Raw genomic sequence first — 20,364 nt, 5'->3', positions numbered from 1 at the left:
GCGGGCCGTGCGCGATTGGGCGGCTATGCGCCGGCCAGTGTCCCCTGCGCGGTGTCGGATGCGGCATAGCGGCGGGCCAGCACGGCGCAGACCATCAGCTGGATCTGGTGGAAGAACATCAGCGGCAGGATGATCGCGCCCACCTGCGACGCGGAAAACAGCACGCCAGCCATCGGCACGCCCGACGCCAGGCTCTTTTTCGAGCCGCAAAACTGCAGCACGATACTGTCTTCCCGATTGAAGCCCAGCCATTTGCCCAGCGCATGGCTGAGCAGCAGCACGACCGACAGCAACAGCACGGAAAGCCCCGCAATCCGGGCAAGATCGTCCGGCGTGACGCGGTTCCACAGCCCCTCCACCACCGCCGCGCTGAAGGCGGTATAGACCACCAGCAGGATCGATCCGCGATCCACCATGGTCAGCAGCTTCTTTTGCCGGGCGATCCAGGCGCCGATCCACGGCCGCAGGAAATGGCCCGCCAGAAAGGGCAGCAGCAACTGGACCGCGATGGTCACGACCGCGTCGCCGGAAAAGCCGCCCTGCCGCCCGGTGATGAGGAAGGCGACCAGCAGCGGGGTGATGAAAATGCCCGCCAGGTTGGAAAAGGAGGCGCTGCACACCGCCGCCGCGACATTGCCCCGTGCCATGGCGGTGAAGGCGATGGACGATTGCACGGTGGAGGGCAGCAGGGTGAGGAACAGCATACCCGTGCCCAGCGCGGGATCGATGCCGGGGATCGCCCGGACGGCCAGGCCCAGCAGCGGGAACACCGCAAAGGTCATCAGCGCCACCGTCAGGTGCAGCCGCCAGTGGCGCGCGCCGTCGATCACCGCCTGCCGCGACAGGCGCGCGCCATGCATGAAGAAGAGGATGACGATGCCGATGTCGGCGCAGCCCCCCGCGACCGTCGCCGCCATCCCGCGCACCGGCAGGAAGGACGCCAGCAGCACCATGCCGACCAGCAGCAGGATATAGCTGTCGATGTTCAGCCGTGCCAGCAGCGCCTTCACGAGGCGCTGCCTTCGATGGAGACATGGGCGGACACGATCTTCCACCCGTCGGGGAAGCGGATCCAGGTCTGGCTCTGGCGGCCGCGCCGGTCGGACCCTTCGCGGAAAAATTCGATATTGGCGGTGGCGGCGTCGGGGCCGAAGGCAGCGACCGCGATCCGGCCGACGCGGCGCTGGGGGGAACCGCCGCGCCCTTTGCGAAAGTCGCGAATTTCTTCCATGCCGTACAGCACCTCGCCCACGCCATAGCGCACGGTGGTCGGCGCGTCGTGGAACAGCGCGTCCATCTCTGCCAGATCGTCCGCCATCAGCGCGCGTTCATAGCGTTCCAGCTGCGCCGTCACTTCGGCCACAACCCCTGCATCGTTCACGGTCATCGTCCTTCCCCTTTTGCCGCTATCAGGCCCCTGCCCTCCAGCATGGTCGCATAATCGATCAGGGCGCTGTCGCGACCCTTCGCCGCGATCAGCTGCACCCCCATGGGCAGCCCCGCCACCGGCAGGGGTGCGGCCACCACGGGCAGGCCCAGAAAGCTGATCGGCTGGGTGTAGAGGCCCAGATTGGCGCGGGCCGGTTGCGGCGCGCCATCGATGGGGATGGTGGGATCGTCGATGCGCGGCGCCGGGCCGAAGGTGGCCGGCGCGATCAGCACGTCATGGTCGGCCAGCGCGCGCTCCACATGGGCGGCAAAGACGCTGCGAAAGGCCATGGCCTGCGCATATATGGCATCCGGCAGCGCCGCTCCCGCGATCAGCCGGTCGCGGGTCGCCGGATCGTAGGACAGCGGATCGGCCGCCAGCGCGTCGCGATGCAGCCGCCCGCCCTCATAGGCGGTGAGCAGAAAGGCGGCCGATCGCGCCCTCGCCACATCGGGCAGGTCGACCACCGGCAGCCCGCCCAGCCCGGCGGAAAGGCGGTCCAGCGCCGCCGCCATGTCCGGCGCCAGATTGGCCGCGAACCAGCCGCCCAGCAAAGCGGGCCGGCCGAGCGGCGCGGCTTCGCCCGCGCCGCCGCGCAGCACCGCGTCGACCAGCGCCAGATCGCCGGCGCTGCGCGTGAAGGCGCCGATATCGTCCAGCGTGTGGACAAAGGGATAGGTCCCCGCCAGCGGCAGCGAGCCATGGGTCGGCTTCGTCCCGTAAATGCCGCAAAGGCTGGCCGGAATGCGGATCGATCCATTGGTGTCGGACCCAAGGGCAAAGGGCAGCATGCCCGCCGCCACCGCCGCCGCCGACCCTCCCGACGATCCACCCGCGAACCGCGCCGGATCGTGCGGGTTGCGGGTGATGCCCCAATGCGCATTGTCGGTGACGAAGCCATAGGCGAACTCGTCCATGTTGAGCGTCGCCACCAGCACCGCGCCCGCCGCGCGCAGTCGCGCGATCGCTTCGGCGTCGGCGGTCGCGGGCGGCGCATCCTTCAGCCGTGCGGCGCCCGCCGTGGTCGGCAGGCCGGCGACGTCGAACAGGTCCTTGACGCCATAGGGCACGCCGGCGAGCGGGCCGGGATCCTGCCCGGCGGCCAGTTGCGCATCGACCGCTGCCGCCTGCGCCAGCGCCCGGTCGCGCAGGGTGCGCGTCACCGCGACGATCGCCGGGTTGCGGGCGGCGATGCGGTCCAGCGCCGCCGTCGCCAGCGCCACCGCCGACAGCCGCCCGGACCGGACCGCATCGGCGCAAGCGACGACGCCCCATGTCGACAGGTCGGTCATGCCTGTCCCCCGCGCAGCAGGTCGGCATGGCGTTGCAACAGGCGGGCATTGGCCGCCACGCCCGCCACGCAGGCATCAGGCAGGTCCATGCCGATCCGCGCTGCGATTTCGGCGGCCAGATCCGCGTCGGCCGTTTGCGTGAAGAGGGGGACGAAGAGGGGGGTGTCAGCTTCCATGGGCCTTCAGCTTCCGCGATAGGTGGAATAGGAAAAGGGCGAGGCGAGCAGCGGGACATGATAATGGCCCCCTTCGCCCATGCCGAAATCGATGGGCACGATGTCAAGGAAGGGCGGCTGCGGCAGGTCGACGCCCAGCCAGCGGAAATAATCCGCCACCGCAAAGGTCAGCCGGTAGTTTCCGGCCGCCAGTTCCAGATCGCGCAGCGCCGGGCAGCGGCCGTCCGCATCGGTCAGCCCTGCGAACAGCAGCCGGTCGCCCGACAGCAGGCGGATCGCCATGCCAGCGGCGGGGCGGCCGTGCATGGTGTCGAGGACATGGGTGGACAGGCTCATGCCGCGGCCTCCGTCGGCGTGGCGCGGGGCGTGGGCAGCTGCGCGGAAAATTCAGGTTCGGCATAGGCGAAATAATCGGCCAGTATCGCCCCCTGATCGTCCAGAAACAGCTGGTCCGCGACCCCCTGCACCAGCCGGGGCAGCGCATGTTTCAGTCCCGAAATCGCCGATGCCGACAGACCGAAATTGATGAGGCCCGAATAGTTGAAGGCGAACAGCCCGTGCAGCGCGTCTTCATCCTGCGGCGTGCGCGGCAGCAGCTGGAACCCCGTGCCCAGATAGGGGTGCGCATCCAGCACCGCGTCGCGATCCTGCGGTGCGAAGCGGTCCGACCAGCGGGCGATGCCCGCCGCGACCGGGCGCAGTTCGGGGCGCAGCGCGGGATCGGTGGCAAGGCCGGTGGACAGGATCAGGAAATCGAAGCGCTGCCGCCCCTGCGGCGTGATGACATCCACCCCGTCGCCTGCTTCCGCCACATCCAGCCAGGGCGATCCCAGATGCAGATGGAAGCCCGGATGGCTGGCCGCACGCGCGAATGTGTCGTTGGTGGGCGGCTGGTTGCGTTCGAAAAAATTCTTCATCATCCGATATTTGGCCTCATCCGCCAAAGCGGGGAAGCGCGGGATGACGCCGTTCGCCTCCAGAAAACGGATCGGGTTAACGGTGGGCAATTGCTGGCGGCGGACAAAGACATGCACCTCCCCCGCGCCCAGCGACAGCGCATGTTGCGCATTGTCGAAGGCCGACGCGCCGCCGCCCAATATCGCGATCCGCCTGCCCGCCAGCGCATCGAAATCGATGGCCTGAGAGGTGTGGGCATAAAGATGGCCGGGCAGCTTCGTCACCATGGCGGGCATCTGCCACTGGCCGCCGCCCTGTATGCCGGTGGCCATGACGACCTTGCGCGCCAGCAGCGTTTCGCCATCGGCCAGCGACAGGCGGAACAGGCCGCGCCGCACCGGTTCCACCAGCGTGACCCGGCTGTCGTTGCGCACCGGCAGGCGCAGCACGCGGCGATACCAGCGCAGATAGTCCATCCAGTCGCGCCGGGGGATCTTGTCAATGGCGGCCCAGCCCTGCGGCCCGTGCATCGCCTCCCAATAAGCGCGGAAGGTGAGCGCGGGGATGCCATAGTCGATGGCGGTCAGATGCTTGGGCGTGCGCAGCGTCATCATCCGCGCATAGCTGTCCCACGGCCCTTCCTGCCCCGCCGGATTTTCGTCGAGCACAAGGATGTTGGAAATCCGTTCGCGCAGCAGGCCGAAGGCCGCGCCCAGCCCGCTCTGCCCGCCGCCGACGATCACCACGTCGTGGATGTGCTGGTCATCTGGCGCATCGGTGCGGGTCCAGTCCGCCCCGCCAAAGCCGAGACAGTCCAGATCATGCGCCAGCCGGGCCTCATGCTGTGCCAATGTCATGCCAGATCCTCCAGACGCAGGGCCACGATCCTGCCGATTTCGGCAAGGGCGGTGGCGATTTCGCTTTGTTCGTCATGGGCCAGCCGCTGTCCCATGGCCGCCAATATGCCCGCCTTGTTCGTCAGCCGGACGCAGATGATGAAGGGAAAACCGAAACGCGCGCCATAGCGGGCGTTCAGGTCGTGAAAGGCGCGATATTCCTCGGGCGACAGCCGGTCCAGCCCGGCCGATGCCTGTTCGGCGGCAGATGCATCGGTCAGCGACCCGTCGATGGCGGCCTTCCCCGCCAGTTCGGGATGGGCGCGAATCAGCGCCAGTTGTTCGTCCCGGGTGGCGTCGTGCACCGTCTGCATCAGCCCGGCATGCAGATCGTCGAAGGGCAGGCGTTCGGCGGCGCGCTCCACCACCCAAGGGGAATGTTCGAACAATGCGCCATAGCGGGCGATGAAATCGGCTTTTTCTTCAGTCATGGGGGTGCAGCTCCAGCCAGTGGCGGGCAATGTCGATGCGGCGGGCGACCCAGGCATCGTCATGGGCCAGGACATGATCCAGGAAACGGGCAAGCGCATGGGCGCGGGCGGGCCGTCCGGCGATGCGGCCATGCAGACCAACCGACATCATCCGCCCGCCTTCCGCCCGCAGCTGGTCGAACGTGTCGCGCAGATAGCGGAAGAACTGGTCCCCCTCCGTAAAGCCGTTCAGCGCCACCATCTTCATATCGTTGGCGTCCAGCGCATAGGGCACGATCAGCTGCGCCCGGCCGAAACGCCGGTCATAATAGGGCAGGTCGTCGGCGTAGGAATCCGCGTCGTAAAGAAACCCTCCCTCCTGCGCGACCAGCCGGGCGGTGTTGGGCGAGGTGCGGCCCTGATACCAGCCGAGCGGCCTTTGCCCGGTCAGGCGGGTGTGGACCTCTATGGCGCGGGCGATATGTTCCGCCTCCCGATCCGCCAGCATATGCTGATAATCGATCCAGCGATAGCCGTGGCTGGCCACTTCCCAGTCCGCCTTCAGCATCGCGTCGACGGCGGCGGGGTTGGCGGCCATCGCGGCGGCCACGCCAAAAACGGTGACGGGCAGGCCGCGATCCGTGAACAGCCGGTGCAGGCGCCAGAAACCGGCGCGGCTGCCATATTCATACAGGCTTTCCATCGCCATCGCCCGGTCGGCATGGCTGACCGCGCCGACCATGTCGGACAGAAAGGCTTCGGATCCCCGGTCGCCGTTCAGGACGCTGTTTTCCGCGCCTTCCTCATAATTGATGACGAACTGCACCGCGATCCGCGCGCCGCCGGGCCAGTGCGCGGCGGGCGGGGTCTGGCCATAGCCGATCAGGTCGCGCGCGCTCATCGTGCGTTCCATGCGCTGAGCGCGGCGTCGACCGCCTCGCCCGGGGGACAGCCATGCCCCTCCGCCCGCAGCACCGCCTCCAGCGCGCCCAATGTTATCAGTATCTTGTGCTTGCGCGCATTATATCCCATCGCGCCGAACCGCCACACCTTGCCCGCCAGCGGGCCGAAGGCGGTGCCGATCTCTATTTCGAAATCCTCGCGCATGCGGCGGCGCACCCGCTCTCCATCCACGCCTTCGGGAATATAGGCCGCGGTCACATTGGTCATGCGATAGCGGTCGTCGCCGAACAGCGTCAGCCCCAGCGCGCGCAGCCCGGTCGCCATGGCGCGGCCTGCCGCCGCATGGCGGGCATAGCGCTGCTCCAGCCCCTCTTCCAGCATGATACGGGCGCATTCGCGCGCGCCATAAAGCATGGTGGTCGCCTCTGTATGGTGGTTCAGGCGCTTTTCGGACCAATAGTCCATCACCATGCCCAGATCGAAATAGTTGGACCCGATGACGATGCCCCCGCCCTCATCCTCGCCCTCTTCCATGTCCCCGCTGCGCAGGCCCAGTTCGACGCGGCGGCGGCCGTAAATATGCGTCGCCGCGCGATCGGAAATGGTGATGGGGGCCGAACCGGACGATCCGCCCAGGCATTTCTGCAACCCGCCGGTGACGATATCCGCGCCCCAGCGGTCCGCCGCCAGTTCCATGCCGCCGATGGTCGCGGTGGCGTCAACATAGAGCAGCGCGCCCGCATCGCGGCACAGCGCGCCCAGCCCGTCCAGCGGCTGCGCCATGGTGGTGGATGTGTCGCCATGGATGGTCGCGACGACTTTGGGCCCGGTCCGGGCGATGGCGTCGCCGATCGCGTCCAGCGGCACGACTTCGCCCCAGGGCGCGTCCACCCGCTCCACCCGGGCGCCGACCCGCTTCAATATCTCCGTCAGCAGCAGGCCGAAACGGCCGAAGTTGACCACCAGCACCGTGTCGCCGGGGCTGACCATGCTGACCAGCGCCGCCTCTATGCCCGCGCGAGCCGTGCCGTTGACCAGAAAGGTCTGGCGGTTCTGCGTGCCGAAGATCGGGCGGTACAGCGCCATCACCTCATTCATATAGGCGGTCATTTCCGGGTCGAACTGGCCCAGCAGGTCGGCCGACATGGCGCGCAGCACGCGGGGATGGGCGTTGATCGGGCCGGGGCCCATCAGCAGGCGCTGGGGCGGGTCGATCTCTGCAAAGACATTAGGCACGGTGGATATCCTCCAGGGATTTGATGAAGCGCAGCATCGTGCGGGCGGCCAGATCGGCGTCTTCGGGCAGGACGCTTTCGGCCGGATTGTGGCTGATCCCCTCGCGGCAGCGGATGAACAGCATCGCCGTGGGGCAAAGCGCGGACAGGATCATCGCGTCATGCCCCGCCCCCGACACCAGCCGTCGCACCGGCAGCCCCTCCGCCGCCAGCGCGCCGTCCATCAGCGTCATCAGTTGCGGGTCGCAGGGGCTGGCGGGCAGGCTGTGCAGCGCGTCGACCGACAGGGTGACGCCGCGCACCGCCGCGATGTGCCCGAAACGCGCGACAATGACATCGGCCAGCGCGGCGCAATCGGCATCCCGCGCGGCGCGCACGTCCAGCGTGAACATGGCACTGCCCGGCACCACATTGGCCGCGCCCGGCCCGGCGGTGACGGTGCCCACCGTCGCCACCCGGTCGCCCCCGGCGGCCAGCGCCTCCTGCTCCGCCGTCAGGATCATCGCCGCCGCCGCCGCCAGCGCGTCGCGGCGCAGCGTCATGGCGGTGGTCCCGGCATGGCCCGCCCGGCCGCCGACCTTTATGCCAAAGCGCCGTTGCGCGGCGATGCCGGTGACGGTGCCCAGCGCCAGCCCGTCGGCCTCCAGCACCGGGCCCTGTTCGATATGCGCCTCCAGATAGGCGAAGGCGCCGGGGTGGCGCGCCTGCCGATAGGCGTCGAAATCGCGGGGCACCGCGGCGCCCACTGCCTCGCCATAGGCGGCCATCGCCTGAAACAGGGTGACGCCATCGGCATCTGCAGGTTCGGTCAGCTGCGCGTCCAGCGTGCCCGCCACCGCCCGGCTGGTCAGCATCGCCAGCGGAAAGCGCGACCCTTCCTCATCCCCGAAGGCGTAGATCTCGATGGGGAAGCGCAGCCTTTCGCCCGCATCGTGCAGCGCCGCCACGCATTCGATGCCCAGCATGATGCCCAGCGGCCCGTCATAGCGGCCCGCGTCGCGCACGCTGTCCAGATGGCTGCCCACGATCAGCGGCGGGCCGTCGCCTGTCCCCTCATAGCGGCCGATCAGATTGCCCGCCGCGTCGATCCGCACCGCCATGCCTGCCTGCGCCATCCAGCGCGCGACCAGTTGCTGCGACGCGGCATAGGCGGGCGTCAGATAGGCGCGATACAGCCCGTCAGCGCTGTCGCTATAGGGCGGCAGGCCCAGCCGGTCGCACCGTTCGACCGCGCGCGCGCCGCTTACCATGTCGCCACCGCGCCGTCGGACCGGGGGTCGGTCGCGCCCTCGATCAGGCCGTCGGCATGGCGCACGACCGCGCCGGCATGGCCCATGGTGGCGGTAAAGGGGGCCAGCATCTCCACATCATGGCCCGCCGCCGCCAGCGCTGCGACGGTGGCAGGGTCGAAGCGGCTTTCCAGCTTCAGCGTGGTGCTGCTTTCGCCCCAGGTCCGGCCCAGCAGCCAGCGCGGCATCGTCACCGCCTGCTGCAAGGGCACGTCGAACCAGGCATAGCGGCTGAAGATCGCGGCCTGCGTCTGCGGCTGCCCCTCCCCGCCCATGGTGCCATAGGCCATGACCCGCCCGTCATGGAAACGCGCCAGCGCCGGGTTCAGCGTATGGAAGGGCTTGCGTCCCGGCGCCAGCGCGTTCCAGCCTTGCTGCGCCAGACGGAAACTGGCGCCCCGGTTCTGCCAGGTGATGCCGGTCTGCGGCAGGACCAGCCCGGACCCGAATTCGAAATAGGTGGACTGGATGCAGCTGACCACCTGCCCACGCGCATCGGCCGCGCCGAACCAGCAGGTGTCGCCCAGCGCGCTGTCCTGCGGCCAGGGTAGCGCGCGCGCCGGGTCGATGCGCCCGGCCATCGCCGCCAGCGCATCCCGGTCGTCCAGGATCGACTGGGCGGGAACGGGCATATGGGCCGGGTCGCCGACATGGCTGTCGCGCACCAGAAAGGCCTGTTTCGTCGCCTCTATCAGGCCGTGGAGATGGGCGAACCCCTCCCCCTCCGTCACGCCCAGCCGGTCGAACAGGGCCAGAATCAGCAGCGACGCCAGCCCCTGCGTCGGCGGCGCCGTGTTGTACAGGTGCGCGCCCTTGACCGTCAGGGTCAGCGGCCGGGGTTCGATGGCGCGGTGCGCCTCCAGATCGGCAGCCGTGACCGGGCTGCCCAGCGCGACCAGATCCGCCGCGATCGACCGGGCCAGCTTGCCGGTATAGAAATCCTGCAGGCCATTGTCGGCCAGCATCTGCAGCGTGGCGGCCAGCGCGGGCTGGCACAGCCGTTCGCCCTGCTTCAGCGGGCGGCCGCCCGGCGCGAAAATATCGCCATAGGCGCCGCGCTGCGCAATCAGTTCGGCATGTTTGGCGGCCGCGATCTGCGCCCCGCCCTCTGTCACGGCGACGCCCTGCCGCGCCAGATCGATGGCGTCGCGCAGCAGCCGGTCCAGACTGAGCGTGCCGGCATCGCCCGCCAGCGCCTGTTTCCAGCCCGACACCGTGCCCGCAACTGTGTTCGCCGCCAGCGGGCCGCGCCACGGAATGTCCTTCAGCCCGGCATAGAGCGACAGGTCGGCGCGCGCGGCGGCGGCGCCGCAGGCGTCGATGGCATGGACATGGCCGTCGGGATCGTGGATCAGCCAGAAACCGTCGCCGCCGATACCGGTCATATGGGGATAGACCACCGCCAGCGTCGCGGCCATCGCCACGCATGCCTCGACCGCGGTGCCGCCATCCTTGAGCACGCTCAGGCCCGCCTGACTCGCCAGATGATGCGGCGCAGTGGCAAGGCCATTATAGCTGGATGGTGCGTGCATCATGTCATGGGCGTCCCTGTCAGGCTGATGGGAAAAAGTGTGACGGCGGCGGCCGATCTAAAAAAGAACTTATTTTAGGTCATGGCGATGCCAAAATGGGGACAGCAGATAATCCGGCCCCACAGGGAAAGAGGGCGCAAAAAAAGGGCGGGCGGCGATGCCTCGCCGTCCGCCCCCGCAGGTGCCATGGAACGTCTGTTTCAGCAGGTCAGGCCCAGCGCCCGCAACGCCTTGCGATAGGAAACGGAAGATCGGTCGGCCGCGAAATGGGCTTCCTCCTCCAGTTCCAGCGGCAGGTCCTCCGGGCATTGCGCCTCCACAATGGCCTGATCCTCCGCAAAGATCTGCGCGTTGAAGGCGTAGACATCCTCGACCGATCCGGTGCGGTCGAAATTGCGGACCAGCGGCACATAAAGCGTGGTTTCCCGCGCTGACACCGGGGTGGCGATGTTCATGATGCGCAGCACGCCGTCATGGGGGAAATCGACCGTCAGGAAGGCGATATAGGGCGGATAGACGTCGAAGGTCCGGCGCCAGATGAAGCCTTCGGGTTCCAGATGCTGCAACGGTTTGGGGAAGTTGCTGACATCGCTGATATAGATGCTGCGGAACCCATAGTCGGTCTGCCGGGTCTGGTAGAGCGGCACCACGCTGTTCTCGCGGTCGGCAAAGGCCTCATGATGGATCCAGGCGAAATGGGCGACGTCGATAAACCCTTCCACCTGCCGTCCGGGGGCGGCCTGTATCGACACTGGCGGGCAGACGATGGCCTGAAAATCGGACGCGCCGAATTCGGGGAAGTCGGGAATGTCGGCCAGCGCATTGTCCGGATCCAGACAGGTCCACACCAGCCCATAGCGTTCGACCATGGGCAAGGTGGTGGCGCGGAACCGGTCCGACGGCACGACATTGGGCTGGGCCGGGATCTTGACGCAGCGCCCGTCCGCAGCAAAGCGCAGGCCGTGATATGGGCAGACCAGATTGTCGTCCTCCACCCAGCCCATGCTGAGCGGCACGCCGCGATGGGGGCACAGGTCGCGCGCGACGCTGATGCCCGACGTGGTGCGATAGACGACCAGCTTCACGTCCAGCAGCTTTGACTGGACCGGCGCGGTGCCGACATCGTCGACGCGGGCGACGGGAAACCAGTAGCGGGACAATATTTCCCAGTCCCCGTCGGCATAGGTGCAGTTGCGCGGCCGGGTGACGCGGGGGGGCCGGGTCGCGGCCGGCGGCGGCACATCGTCCCGTTCCTGCAGCAGCGATGGCGCCTGCGTCATGCGGGAACTCCCAGATAGTTGATGCGGAAGGCATTCCCGTCAGGATCGCGCAGCACCGACTGATACCAGCCATAATAGGTTTCGAACGGTTCCTTCACCACCTGTGCGCCCAGCACGGCGGCCTGCCGGGTCAGCCGCTGCACCTCTTCGGGCGAATCCACGTTGAAGGTCTGGAACACGCGGTCGCCCGGTTCCGTCTGGGGCGCCATGCCCAGCAGTTCATAAGCGCCCGTGCCGCTGAAGCCCAGCGACGTGCCGCCGGCGGCAAAGCCCCGGAAGATCGGCGAGCGGCTTTCGCGATATTCCTCCAACCCGAACAGGCTGCTGTAGAAATCGGCCAGCCGGTCGATGTCGGCGGTGAAGATGTTGGTATAAGCAAGAACAGCCATTGTTCGATCCTTCACGCCGCGAGGCCATAGGTCTTGCGGTACATTTCGGCGATATGATCCCCCACCGTGGTGTCGGGATAGGTGGGCGGCCCGTCTTCGGGCAGGCAGGTCGGCGCGCAGCTGACCTTGTAGAAATAATTGGGGTCGAAAAAGGTCGGCACCGAAAAGCGATCCCGGCCGCTATGGTTGTTGAGCACCCGGTGCATGTTGGCATGGTACAGGCCGTTGGTCAGCACGCGGACCATTTCGCCCAGGTTGATGACGAAGGTGCCCGGGATCGGCGGCGCAGCGATCCATTCGCCCGCCGCATTTTCCACCTCCAGCCCGCCGACATCGTCCTGCAGCAAAATGGTAATCATGCCCCAGTCGATATGCGCGCCCGCGCCGATCTGGTTATAGGCGGCGTCGGTCGGCTGCGGGCCGTATTTCAGCAGCCGGCTGTTGAACAGCGGCTCCTGCAGCCCGTCGACGAAATAATCCTCCGGCAGGTCGATGGACAGGGCGATCAGGCTCATCAGATGGCGGCCGACGCGGAACATCTCTGCCACATAGGCTTCATAGCGGGCGCGAAAGCCATCGGGCTTTTCCGGCCACAGATTGGCGCCGCAATTGGGCACGCCATCACGCACATAGGGATGGTCGTCGTCCAGATCGACGCCGATCAGAAAGCCTTCCTTGAGGTCCGGCGGTGATCCGTCGTCCAGCGTCTGAAGGCCCGGCGCCTCGTAACCGCGGGTGCAGGTCGAATATCTGGTGTCGACCTTTGCCTTTTCCTCCAGCGGCAGGGCAAAGAAGCGGCGCGCCAGGTCGAGCTGGCCGTCCATCATCGCCTGCGGCACGCCATGGTTGGCGATGTAGAAGAAGCCGGTGTCCCGCGCGGTCTTGTGGATTTCCCACGCAACCGCCTTCTTGGCCTCCAGGTCGCCGGACAGGCTGGGCCCCAGGTCGATCAGGGGGATCGCCTCTGCAGGCTTGGGGGGCGTGTAGACGATCATGTCAGGCGGCCTCCGCTTCCTTGAACTTGGGCGTGTTGTTCATCTGGTCCATCTTCATTTCCAGATGCTCCAGCGACGTGGTGCGCGCATATTTCGGCGCCTTGTCGATGGCGCAGGTCGGGATGCATTCGATGACCGCGTCGTAATTGGGCTGGTGGAAGAAGACGAGCGACTGGCGGCGGCTGCCCACCCCCTTGTCGCGCGGCGGATTGACGACGCGGTGCATGGTCGACACCCATTCGTCATTGGTCCATTGCGCCATCAGGTCGCCCAGGTTGATGATGAACGCGCCCGGCACGATGGGCACCGCTTCCCAGCGGCCGTCGGCGGTCAGCACTTCCAGTCCGCCGGGCTTGTCCTCCGTCTTCAGGATGGTCAGGCCGCCATAATCGGTGTGCGCACCGGCGCGCAGCTGGCCATCCTCCAGCGCTTCGGGCTGGTCGGGATAGTTGCTGATGACCATGTTGGTGATGTGCCGGTCGATCTTGTCCGCGAACCAGTCGGGCGACAGGTTCAGCGCGCGGGCGCACAGTTCCATCAGCAGCGCGGCCAGCTTTTCCATCTCATGATAATAAGTGACGATGGCAGGCTGGAAGGCGGGCACGTCGGCATCGGGCCAGATATTGGGATGGAAGATCCGGCGCGCGGTCGGCGTGGTGAAATAGGGGTCGCTTTCGTCCAGGTCGAAACGGCCGATATTATAATATTCGCGATGGTCGGGCTTGGCATCTTCCTCGCCGATGGTGCTGGCAAGGTTGCCGGTCTCTATCCCGAAATAGCCGCGATAGACGGCCGGGTCGGGCGAGCGATATTTGCCCTTTTCCGGGCCCGACAGGTCGAACAGCGCCCGGCTGGCGGTGGCGGCGGCCTCGATCGCTTCGGCCGGGACACCATGGCCCGACACCACCAGAAAACCGATGCTGCGCGCAGCGGCGCCAACCTGTTCGGCCACGGCCTGTCGGTCCGCTTCGCTGCCCGTGCGCGCGGGGGTCAGGTCGATGATGGGAACCACGCTACCGTCAAACTTCATTTCAGCCTCCTGCGTGGCCGGCATGGGGCGCCGGCATGCGATTGTTGTGGATGTCGGATTCCCCGGCGATGGCGCTGTTCGTTGCGCGCCCGGTGCCAAGGAAGATGTTGAGCAGGATCGCCGTGACAATGCCCAGCAGCACGCCGCTATGGGTGAAGGGCGCCAGCGCAGCCGGGGCCGCGGCAAAGAAACGGTCGGAAAAAGTGGGGATCAGGCCCATGCCCAGGCTGATCGCGACGACCAGCAGATCCTCCCGCGATCGGTCCAGCCCCGCCGCCGCGAGCGAACGGATGCCCGACGCCGCGACCATGCCGAACAGCACCAGCGCGGCCCCGCCCAGCACGCTGGGCGGCACGGCGGCGACCAGCGCGGACAGCCGGGGGAACAGCGCCAGCACCAGCATCATCGCGCCCGCGCCGATGCAGACGAAGCGGCTGCGCACCCCTGTCATGTTCACCAGCGCGATATTCTGGGCATAGGATGTATAGGGAAAGCTGTTGAAAACGCCGCCGATGACCGCGCCCAGGCAATCGGCGCGCAGCCCGCGCGACAGGTCGCGCGTCGTCACCGGACGGTCGACCATGTCGCCCATCATCGTCAGCATGCCGCTGGATTCCACCAGCGTGATCAGCAGCACCACCACCATCGATGCGATGGCCGCCGGGTCGAACAGGGGCAGGCCGAAATGGAAGGGCGTGACCAGTTGCAGCGGGGGTGCGGCGACGGCGCCGGAAAAATCCACCAGCCCCATGGCTGCCGCGACGGCATAGCCCGCCGCCATGCCCATCAGGATCGCGCAATTGGCCAGAAAGCCGGTGCCCAGCCGCGTCACCAGCAGGATCACCGCAATGGTGCCGCCCGCCAGCAGCAGATGGACAGGCGCGCCATAGTCGGCGGCGCCCTGTCCGCCGGCGGCCCAGTCCACCGCCACGCCCATCAGCGACAGGCCGATCAGCAGCATGGCGGTGCCGGTGACGGTGGGGGTCAGCACCCGCCGCAGCCGTCCGACCAGCGGCACCAGCGGCAGGACGATCAGCCCGGCGGCGATGGCCGCGCCATAGACGCCCGGCAGGCCCAGTCCCGGCTGGCTGGCAATGGCGATGGCGGGCATCACGCCGACAAAGGTCACGCCCATGATGATGGGCAGGCGAATGCCCACGCCGCCCCGGCCCAGTCCAAGACATTGCAGCAGCGTGACCAGCCCGCAGGCGAACAGGTCGGCGCTGACCAGATAGGCGGTGTCCTGCGCCGACAGGTGCAGCGCGGAAGCGACCAGCAGGGGCACGGTGATCGCCCCTGCATACATGGTCAGCACATGCTGGAAGGCCAGGGCCCCCAGCGCCCCCGCCGGCGGGACATGGTCCACCGGATGGGGCATGACGCGATCAGAAGTCATATTTCACCGATGCGATGACCTGACGCGGCGGGATGTACATGTCGCTGGTCGTGAAGCTGCCAAAGGGGTTGGAATAGCGCGAGGCGATCCCGTTCTTGTCGAAGATGTTCGACACGGTGACGCCCAGCGTCCAGCCGCTGTCCTGCGGGGTGAAGGCGAAATTGGCGTTCACCTGCGTATAGCCGGGCACCACGTCGCGGGCGCCGTCATTGAAGATGCGATACTGGAACTTGCCGCGATAGATGAGTTCCGCATGCGATTTGAGCGTGCCCAGCGAACCGATGTCCAGCGTGTGGGTCGCGCCGACCGCGCCCTGCCATTTGGGCAGTTTGGGCGGCACATTGCCGTTGGTGTTGCGGGTCTGCTGGGCCCGCAGCGCGATGGTATAGGCATCGAAGGGGCCATAACCCAGCGCGGCGGCGGCCAGCGTGGCGGCATGGGCGCGGGACGGGTCCAGCGTGATATAATCGCCCACCAGTTCGCCATCGAGATAGGTGACATTGCCGTCCAGCTTGAGCTTCCCGGTCAGTTCGACCGTGGCCTCCGCCTCTGCACCCCAGATCCGCGTCTTGGGCACGTTCGACACGCCGCCCTGATAGGGGATCGGATCCTCCATCTGATATTGCAGATTTTTATAGTCATAGAAGAAGGCTGCGGTGTTCAGCGTCACCCGGCCGTCGGCAAAGCGGTTCTTCGCGCCGATCTCATAGGACCAGACATATTCCGGCTGATAGGTCAGCGGCACCAGCAACGGCGTGCTGTTGTTGCTGACGCCGCCGGGCTTATACCCGCGCGAAATGCTGGCATAGACCATGTTGCGCGGAGTCAGTTCGAAATCGACCTCGCCCTTGCCGGTCAGCGCATTTTCACTGGTTTTCGCATGCACGGTCGGCGCGAAAATATCGAACAGCGTGCTGTTGCTGCTGTTGAAATCGTCATGGGCGTAGCGCAGGCCCAGCGTCGCGCTGACCGTGTCGGCCAGCTTGTACTTGGCCTGGGCGAAACCGGCATAGCTATAACGTTTCTGCCGGCTGTTGAGCGCATAATCGAGATTATAGGGATAGTTGGCGAAGGTCAGCGGCAGGGTCAGATCATAGACCGGGTTCGCGTCCGTGCCGCGATATTCCAATATGTCCTGGCCCAGTTTCTGATAGAGGAAATAGGCGCCGACAATGTAGCTGAGCGGCCCTTCCCCGTTCGAGGTCAGGTTGAATTCCTGGCTGAAGGCGTCGACGCTGTTGTTCCAATAGGGCTGGGCGTCATAGGTGCCGGTCTGGGCATAGGTGGACCGGTCGACGTCGATCTGGTTGTGGTTGCGCGTCGTCTGGTAGGAACTGAGCGACTTGAGCGTCGCAAAGCCCATGTCATATTGCAGGTCGGCATAGGTCAGGAAGAAGTCGAGCTTGTATTTGTTCGCATAATCCTGGGAAATGCGGCGCGGATCGGTGTCGATATCGTCGACATTCTTCTGCGCGGCGCCATGTTCGTCGGCATTGAAATATTGCGCCGTCAACTGGGCGGAAAATGTGTCGGTCGGCGTCCACAGCAGCGATATCTTGGCGGAAATACGGTCGGCATCGTCCAGCCCGTAGCGGCCATAGGCCGGGCTGAGCCCGGTCTGGCGCGCGAAGCCCTTGTGATAATAGCGCTGCACGGTGCCGCGCACGGCCAGCGTGTCGCTGATCGGGACGTTCAGCGTCGCGGTGCCGCGCACCAGATCGTAATTGCCCAGTTCCAGCTGGGTCGATCCGCTGAGCGCCTGGGTGTCCGGCCTGGCGGTGATGGCGTTGATGATGCCGCCGGTCGCGCTCTGGCCGAAGACGGTGCCCTGCGGGCCGCGCAACACCTCTACCCGCTGAAGGTCCAGGAAATCCTGTTGCAGCGCATAGGGGCTGACGACATAGACGCCATCGATGTGGAAGGAGGTGCCGGGCTGCGCGCTCAGATTGTCGGACGCTTCATAGCCCACGCCACGGATCGACACGACCCGCACGAAGCTGCCGCTGTTGGCGATGGTCAGTCCCGGCACAAAGCCGTTCATGTCGATCAACTGGGTGATGTTGGACTGGGCCAGCGTATCGGCCGAAATCGCCGTGATCGCCAGCGGCGCGCGCTGAAGCGTGGTCTGCTGCTTTTCGCCGGTGACGATGATCTCACCCTCGGCATAGGCGCTATCCTCGGCCGCGCCCCCGGCGGCGGGTGCCTCTGCTGCATGGGCGGAGACCCCTGCGCCCAACAGGGCGGATATCATGGTGCTGGCCAGAAACGTCGATTTCGACCGCAGATTCAACATTCACATACCCCCTTTTCGACAGGACGACCGGCTGATCGCTCTTTGATTCGCCCTCTCGATTTTGCTGTTGCACAAAATCTGCCATTGAAACCTGTGCTGATCCATCGCAGAATATCGCAAGCACTGTTCGCATAATGAGAACAGTTCAGACGGAGACTTCCTCATGCTTCTCAGCCGGGCCGCCCTGTATTTCGACGAAGTCGCCCGGCGGGGCGGGCTGCGCCGCGCGGCCGACGTGCTGCACATCGCCCCGTCGGCGGTCGACCGCCAGATCATCCAGTTGGAGGAGGAAATGGGCACCCAGCTGTTCGAACGCACCCCCACCGGCATGCGCATGACGGCGGCGGGGGAATTGCTGATCGACGGGGTGCGCCGCTGGCGCCGCGATCTGCAACGCATCCGGTCGGAAATCGACAATCTGGTCGGGCTGCGCAGGGGCAGCGTCGTCATCGGGCTGGTCGAGGGCGCGACGGAATTCATCGCCGGGGCGGTCGCGTCCTTCCAGCAACGCTATCCCGCCATCCAGTTCCGCATGGAGGTGTTTGGCGCGCAGGGGGTGATCGATCAGGTGATGGCAGGCGACATCGATGTCGGCGTGACCTTCAACCCGCCCAATAATCCGGTGATCCGGCTTGACCGGACGATGATCTATCGACTGGGGCTGGTGGTGCATCCCGACCATCCGCTGGCCGGGCGCAAGGAAATATCGCTGGCCGAATGCGCCAGCCATCCGCTGATCGTGCCCAGCGAGACATTGTCGCTGCGCCGCGTGTTCGACATCGCCTGGGGGCGCCATGTCGGCGGCCCGCCCCGCGCCGTGGCGGAAGTCAGCAGCATCGGGCTGATCAAGTCGCTGGCAATCCGCGGCGCGGGGGTGGGGTTGCTGACCGCCTTCGACGCGATCAGCGAGATTCAGGCGGGCAGCCTGATCTTCGTCCCGTTGTCCGACGAACGGATCGACCTGTCCACGCTTTCTATCGTCAGCGCGTCGGGACGGACGCTATCAGTTCCTGCTTCCCTGCTGATTCAGCATCTGGCACAGATAATGGACCAGCAAGGTGTCCCTGTAATCTAGCACTACTTTGGCAGAAGTTTACTGGGACGTCTGATGAGGCAACATCCGCAGTGAGGGCAATGCCCCGGCGGTGAGCGAGACAGGCGGTCAAGGATGGCCTGGCGCACTGCTGGCAAGGTGGGTTGGGGAGGCGGACCGAGGATTCTTTTTTTTTCGCCCCGCCTGAGCGAGCCTTTGAGATTGCAGGAAGGCGTAGGCCATCATCGACATCAAGGCGTGGCGGTGAAGCCCGGTCCAGGATCGTCCTTCGAAGTGATCGAGGCCGAGTTCCTCCTTGAGTTGCTGATGCGCTTGTTCGCAAACCCAGCGCGCCTTGATCGCACCGGCGAGAGCCTTGATCGGGGTGTCGCCGGGCAGATTGGAGAGATAGTATTTGCGCTCGCCATTCGAGCGATGCTCACCAACCAGCCAGGCTTCCTCGCCCGGCATGTGCTGGGCCCCGGCAGAGCCGATCCGTTGAGGCGCACCATCGGCAATGCGCACGCGCATGGCGGCAAAGCGGGCCGTCAGCCGTCCCTTTGTTCCTTTGCGCCAACTGACCTGTCGCCATTTCGCGCTTTCGAGCATTGCGTGCGCGGCCATGGATTTGACGTCGGGCACATGTCGCACCCGTGGGCGACCGCGTCCTGCGACTGGGAAGATCAGTTGCACATCGGCCGGATAGACCTTCTGATGCCGGGGGATGCCAACCGCCCAGCAAAGGCTACGTGCACTCAGTGCCTGCCGGAACGGAGCCGACAGCCCGTAACCCGCATCGGCCAGCACGCAGCCAAAGCGCACCCCGGCCGCGATGACACGATCAATCTCCTCAATCGCGATCTCTGGCTTGGTGCGGTATTCCTGCAAGGGCGCAGGCACGCCAACCTTGTCCATGCGCGCAGCATCGCTCGTCCAGCTTTCCGGCAGGAACAGCCGCAAGCTTAACATGAGGGGAACTTCGCCCGAAGCCAATGTCACCGATACCATCGTCTGGCAGTTGGCATTCTTGCCCAGCGCCGTGGCGTATTGGGGCGCGACGCCAACCGAAGCCTTGCCCTTCTTGGGCAGGGCGGTGTCGTCGATGATCAACCAGGCTCCCTCACCGCCAACCAATTCATCCGCCTGGTTCCACAAGGTCGCTTCCAGTGGGGCGCTGTCCCATAAGCCAGCCCCGATGAAATGATGAAGCCGGTCGTAGGGTATCGCATCCGAACGGGCTGCCATGGGTTGGATGCTCTTGCGATCGCCGGGCCCGATCAGACCGGCGATATAGGCCGGGCACATTCTACGTCGAGTCTTATTCCCCAAGGCTTCCAGATATGGCGCAAGCCACCGTTCAAGATCCGCCTGCCACGCCTCTTCCATCGCCAGCCTCCATCAAAGCTGGCTCCCCATGAATCACGCATTCAGTGCCATGGGAATCCCGAAAATCAAACTTCTGCCAAAGTAGTGCTAGGGTCAGAACCCATTGCTGTAATTAGATTTAGTTGATTCAGGCTCCGTGAGGAGACTGGATCTGAGCGATTGAACGCTCTTGGGAAAATACGGCTCAAGCCGCGCCATCTGCTCGTCCGTCAGCCAATACAGGTCCCTCAAATCCAATCTCCTCGCGGAGCATGAATCAGATCGAGCCGGTTATATCAATGGGTCCTGACCCTAGATCCGCCGATCTGGACCGCAACCTGGGACATGGTGGTTGCAGCATAGCCATTTTCCAGAAAAATCTTCCTCGCATTTTGCAAGATCGCCCGCCGTCGTGCGATTTTCTTCTCTTCGCGGCTGCCCACTAATTTCCTCTTCCTCACCAGAGCCGGTGCTTAGCCCAATAGTATCTCGCTTTCCTGATTGGATTAGCCTGAGCAAATCGC

The 20,364-nt window shown here is 65.8% G+C and carries 20 protein-coding genes; 1 reads left to right on the top strand and 19 read right to left on the bottom strand.

Features of this window, described 5'->3' with window-relative positions:
• Window positions 1–23: 23 nt before the first annotated feature.
• From ACUCV3_RS00260 to ACUCV3_RS00180, 17 genes are all read right to left on the bottom strand, one after another.
• Entirely contained in the window at window positions 24–1,010 is a 987-nt protein-coding gene (locus ACUCV3_RS00260) for a bile acid:sodium symporter family protein (RefSeq protein ID WP_017502977.1), read from the bottom strand.
• Window positions 1,007–1,387, bottom strand: a complete 381-nt coding sequence (gene hpxZ / locus ACUCV3_RS00255; RefSeq protein ID WP_048938630.1) for an oxalurate catabolism protein HpxZ — start codon at window positions 1,385–1,387, stop codon at window positions 1,007–1,009. The genes ACUCV3_RS00260 and hpxZ overlap by 4 nt, the downstream gene beginning before the upstream one ends.
• Entirely contained in the window at window positions 1,384–2,721 is a 1,338-nt protein-coding gene (locus tag ACUCV3_RS00250; protein WP_017502785.1) for an AtzE family amidohydrolase, read from the bottom strand. The genes hpxZ and ACUCV3_RS00250 overlap by 4 nt, the downstream gene beginning before the upstream one ends.
• Entirely contained in the window at window positions 2,718–2,897 is a 180-nt protein-coding gene (locus tag ACUCV3_RS00245; protein WP_017502786.1) for a DUF4089 domain-containing protein, read from the bottom strand. Before ACUCV3_RS00245 ends, ACUCV3_RS00250 begins: the two co-directional genes overlap by 4 nt.
• A gap of 6 nt (window positions 2,898–2,903) precedes the next feature.
• Entirely contained in the window at window positions 2,904–3,233 is a 330-nt protein-coding gene (gene uraH / locus ACUCV3_RS00240; protein WP_017502787.1) for a hydroxyisourate hydrolase, read from the bottom strand.
• Complete coding sequence (locus ACUCV3_RS00235) at window positions 3,230–4,651, bottom strand: NAD(P)-binding domain-containing protein (protein ID WP_017502788.1); 1,422 nt, start codon at window positions 4,649–4,651, stop codon at window positions 3,230–3,232. The genes uraH and ACUCV3_RS00235 overlap by 4 nt, the downstream gene beginning before the upstream one ends.
• Window positions 4,648–5,121: a 2-oxo-4-hydroxy-4-carboxy-5-ureidoimidazoline decarboxylase gene (gene uraD / locus ACUCV3_RS00230; protein WP_017502789.1), complete on the bottom strand. Its 474-nt coding sequence runs from the start codon at window positions 5,119–5,121 to the stop codon at window positions 4,648–4,650. The genes ACUCV3_RS00235 and uraD overlap by 4 nt, the downstream gene beginning before the upstream one ends.
• On the bottom strand, window positions 5,114–6,001 hold the full coding sequence (gene puuE / locus ACUCV3_RS00225; protein ID WP_038293028.1) for an allantoinase PuuE: 888 nt from the start codon (window positions 5,999–6,001) through the stop codon (window positions 5,114–5,116). The genes uraD and puuE overlap by 8 nt, the downstream gene beginning before the upstream one ends.
• Window positions 5,998–7,194: a pyridoxal-phosphate-dependent aminotransferase family protein gene (locus ACUCV3_RS00220; protein WP_080993657.1), complete on the bottom strand. Its 1,197-nt coding sequence runs from the start codon at window positions 7,192–7,194 to the stop codon at window positions 5,998–6,000. The genes puuE and ACUCV3_RS00220 overlap by 4 nt, the downstream gene beginning before the upstream one ends.
• A 37-nt stretch (window positions 7,195–7,231) precedes the next feature.
• Window positions 7,232–8,488 (bottom strand): allantoate amidohydrolase, encoded by a 1,257-nt coding sequence (locus ACUCV3_RS00215; RefSeq protein WP_017502792.1) that lies wholly within the window; start codon window positions 8,486–8,488, stop codon window positions 7,232–7,234.
• Complete coding sequence (locus ACUCV3_RS00210) at window positions 8,482–10,062, bottom strand: gamma-glutamyltransferase family protein (RefSeq protein WP_017502793.1); 1,581 nt, start codon at window positions 10,060–10,062, stop codon at window positions 8,482–8,484. The genes ACUCV3_RS00215 and ACUCV3_RS00210 overlap by 7 nt, the downstream gene beginning before the upstream one ends.
• A gap of 197 nt (window positions 10,063–10,259) precedes the next feature.
• Window positions 10,260–11,339, bottom strand: coding sequence for a Rieske 2Fe-2S domain-containing protein (locus ACUCV3_RS00205; protein WP_017502794.1), 1,080 nt, complete (start codon window positions 11,337–11,339; stop codon window positions 10,260–10,262).
• Window positions 11,336–11,728: a VOC family protein gene (locus ACUCV3_RS00200; RefSeq protein ID WP_017502795.1), complete on the bottom strand. Its 393-nt coding sequence runs from the start codon at window positions 11,726–11,728 to the stop codon at window positions 11,336–11,338. Before ACUCV3_RS00200 ends, ACUCV3_RS00205 begins: the two co-directional genes overlap by 4 nt.
• 11 nt (window positions 11,729–11,739) lie before the next feature.
• Window positions 11,740–12,723 carry an isopenicillin N synthase family dioxygenase gene (locus ACUCV3_RS00195; RefSeq protein ID WP_017502796.1) on the bottom strand — a complete coding sequence of 328 codons (984 nt, stop codon included), beginning with the start codon at window positions 12,721–12,723 and terminating at the stop codon, window positions 11,740–11,742.
• A 1-nt stretch (window position 12,724) separates the two neighbouring features.
• The gene (locus ACUCV3_RS00190) at window positions 12,725–13,753 is read right to left on the bottom strand and encodes an isopenicillin N synthase family dioxygenase (protein WP_026109529.1); all 1,029 of its coding nucleotides are present in this window, start codon (window positions 13,751–13,753) and stop codon (window positions 12,725–12,727) included.
• A gap of 1 nt (window position 13,754) precedes the next feature.
• Window positions 13,755–15,149 carry a nucleobase:cation symporter-2 family protein gene (locus ACUCV3_RS00185; RefSeq protein WP_107917611.1) on the bottom strand — a complete coding sequence of 465 codons (1,395 nt, stop codon included), beginning with the start codon at window positions 15,147–15,149 and terminating at the stop codon, window positions 13,755–13,757.
• On the bottom strand, window positions 15,139–17,442 hold the full coding sequence (locus ACUCV3_RS00180; RefSeq protein ID WP_017502799.1) for a TonB-dependent receptor: 2,304 nt from the start codon (window positions 17,440–17,442) through the stop codon (window positions 15,139–15,141). Before ACUCV3_RS00180 ends, ACUCV3_RS00185 begins: the two co-directional genes overlap by 11 nt.
• Window positions 17,443–17,605: 163 nt before the next feature.
• Between ACUCV3_RS00180 and ACUCV3_RS00175 the strand changes: the two genes are divergently transcribed.
• Entirely contained in the window at window positions 17,606–18,517 is a 912-nt protein-coding gene (locus ACUCV3_RS00175) for a LysR family transcriptional regulator (RefSeq protein WP_048938628.1), read from the top strand.
• Between the two features lie 87 nt (window positions 18,518–18,604).
• On the opposite strand, the gene ACUCV3_RS00170 is transcribed toward ACUCV3_RS00175, so the two are convergent.
• Together ACUCV3_RS00170 and ACUCV3_RS00165 are read right to left on the bottom strand one after the other, a co-directional pair.
• Window positions 18,605–19,861, bottom strand: coding sequence for an IS701 family transposase (locus ACUCV3_RS00170; protein ID WP_026109249.1), 1,257 nt, complete (start codon window positions 19,859–19,861; stop codon window positions 18,605–18,607).
• A 275-nt stretch (window positions 19,862–20,136) separates the two neighbouring features.
• Window positions 20,137–20,283 carry a TetR family transcriptional regulator gene (locus ACUCV3_RS00165; protein WP_157228514.1) on the bottom strand — a complete coding sequence of 49 codons (147 nt, stop codon included), beginning with the start codon at window positions 20,281–20,283 and terminating at the stop codon, window positions 20,137–20,139.
• Window positions 20,284–20,364: the final 81 nt, after the last annotated feature.

The organism is Sphingobium sp. VMM, from assembly GCF_056790315.1.
The sequence above is the reverse complement of the archived record's forward strand: the minus strand, read 5'-3'. Positions and strand labels throughout refer to the sequence as shown.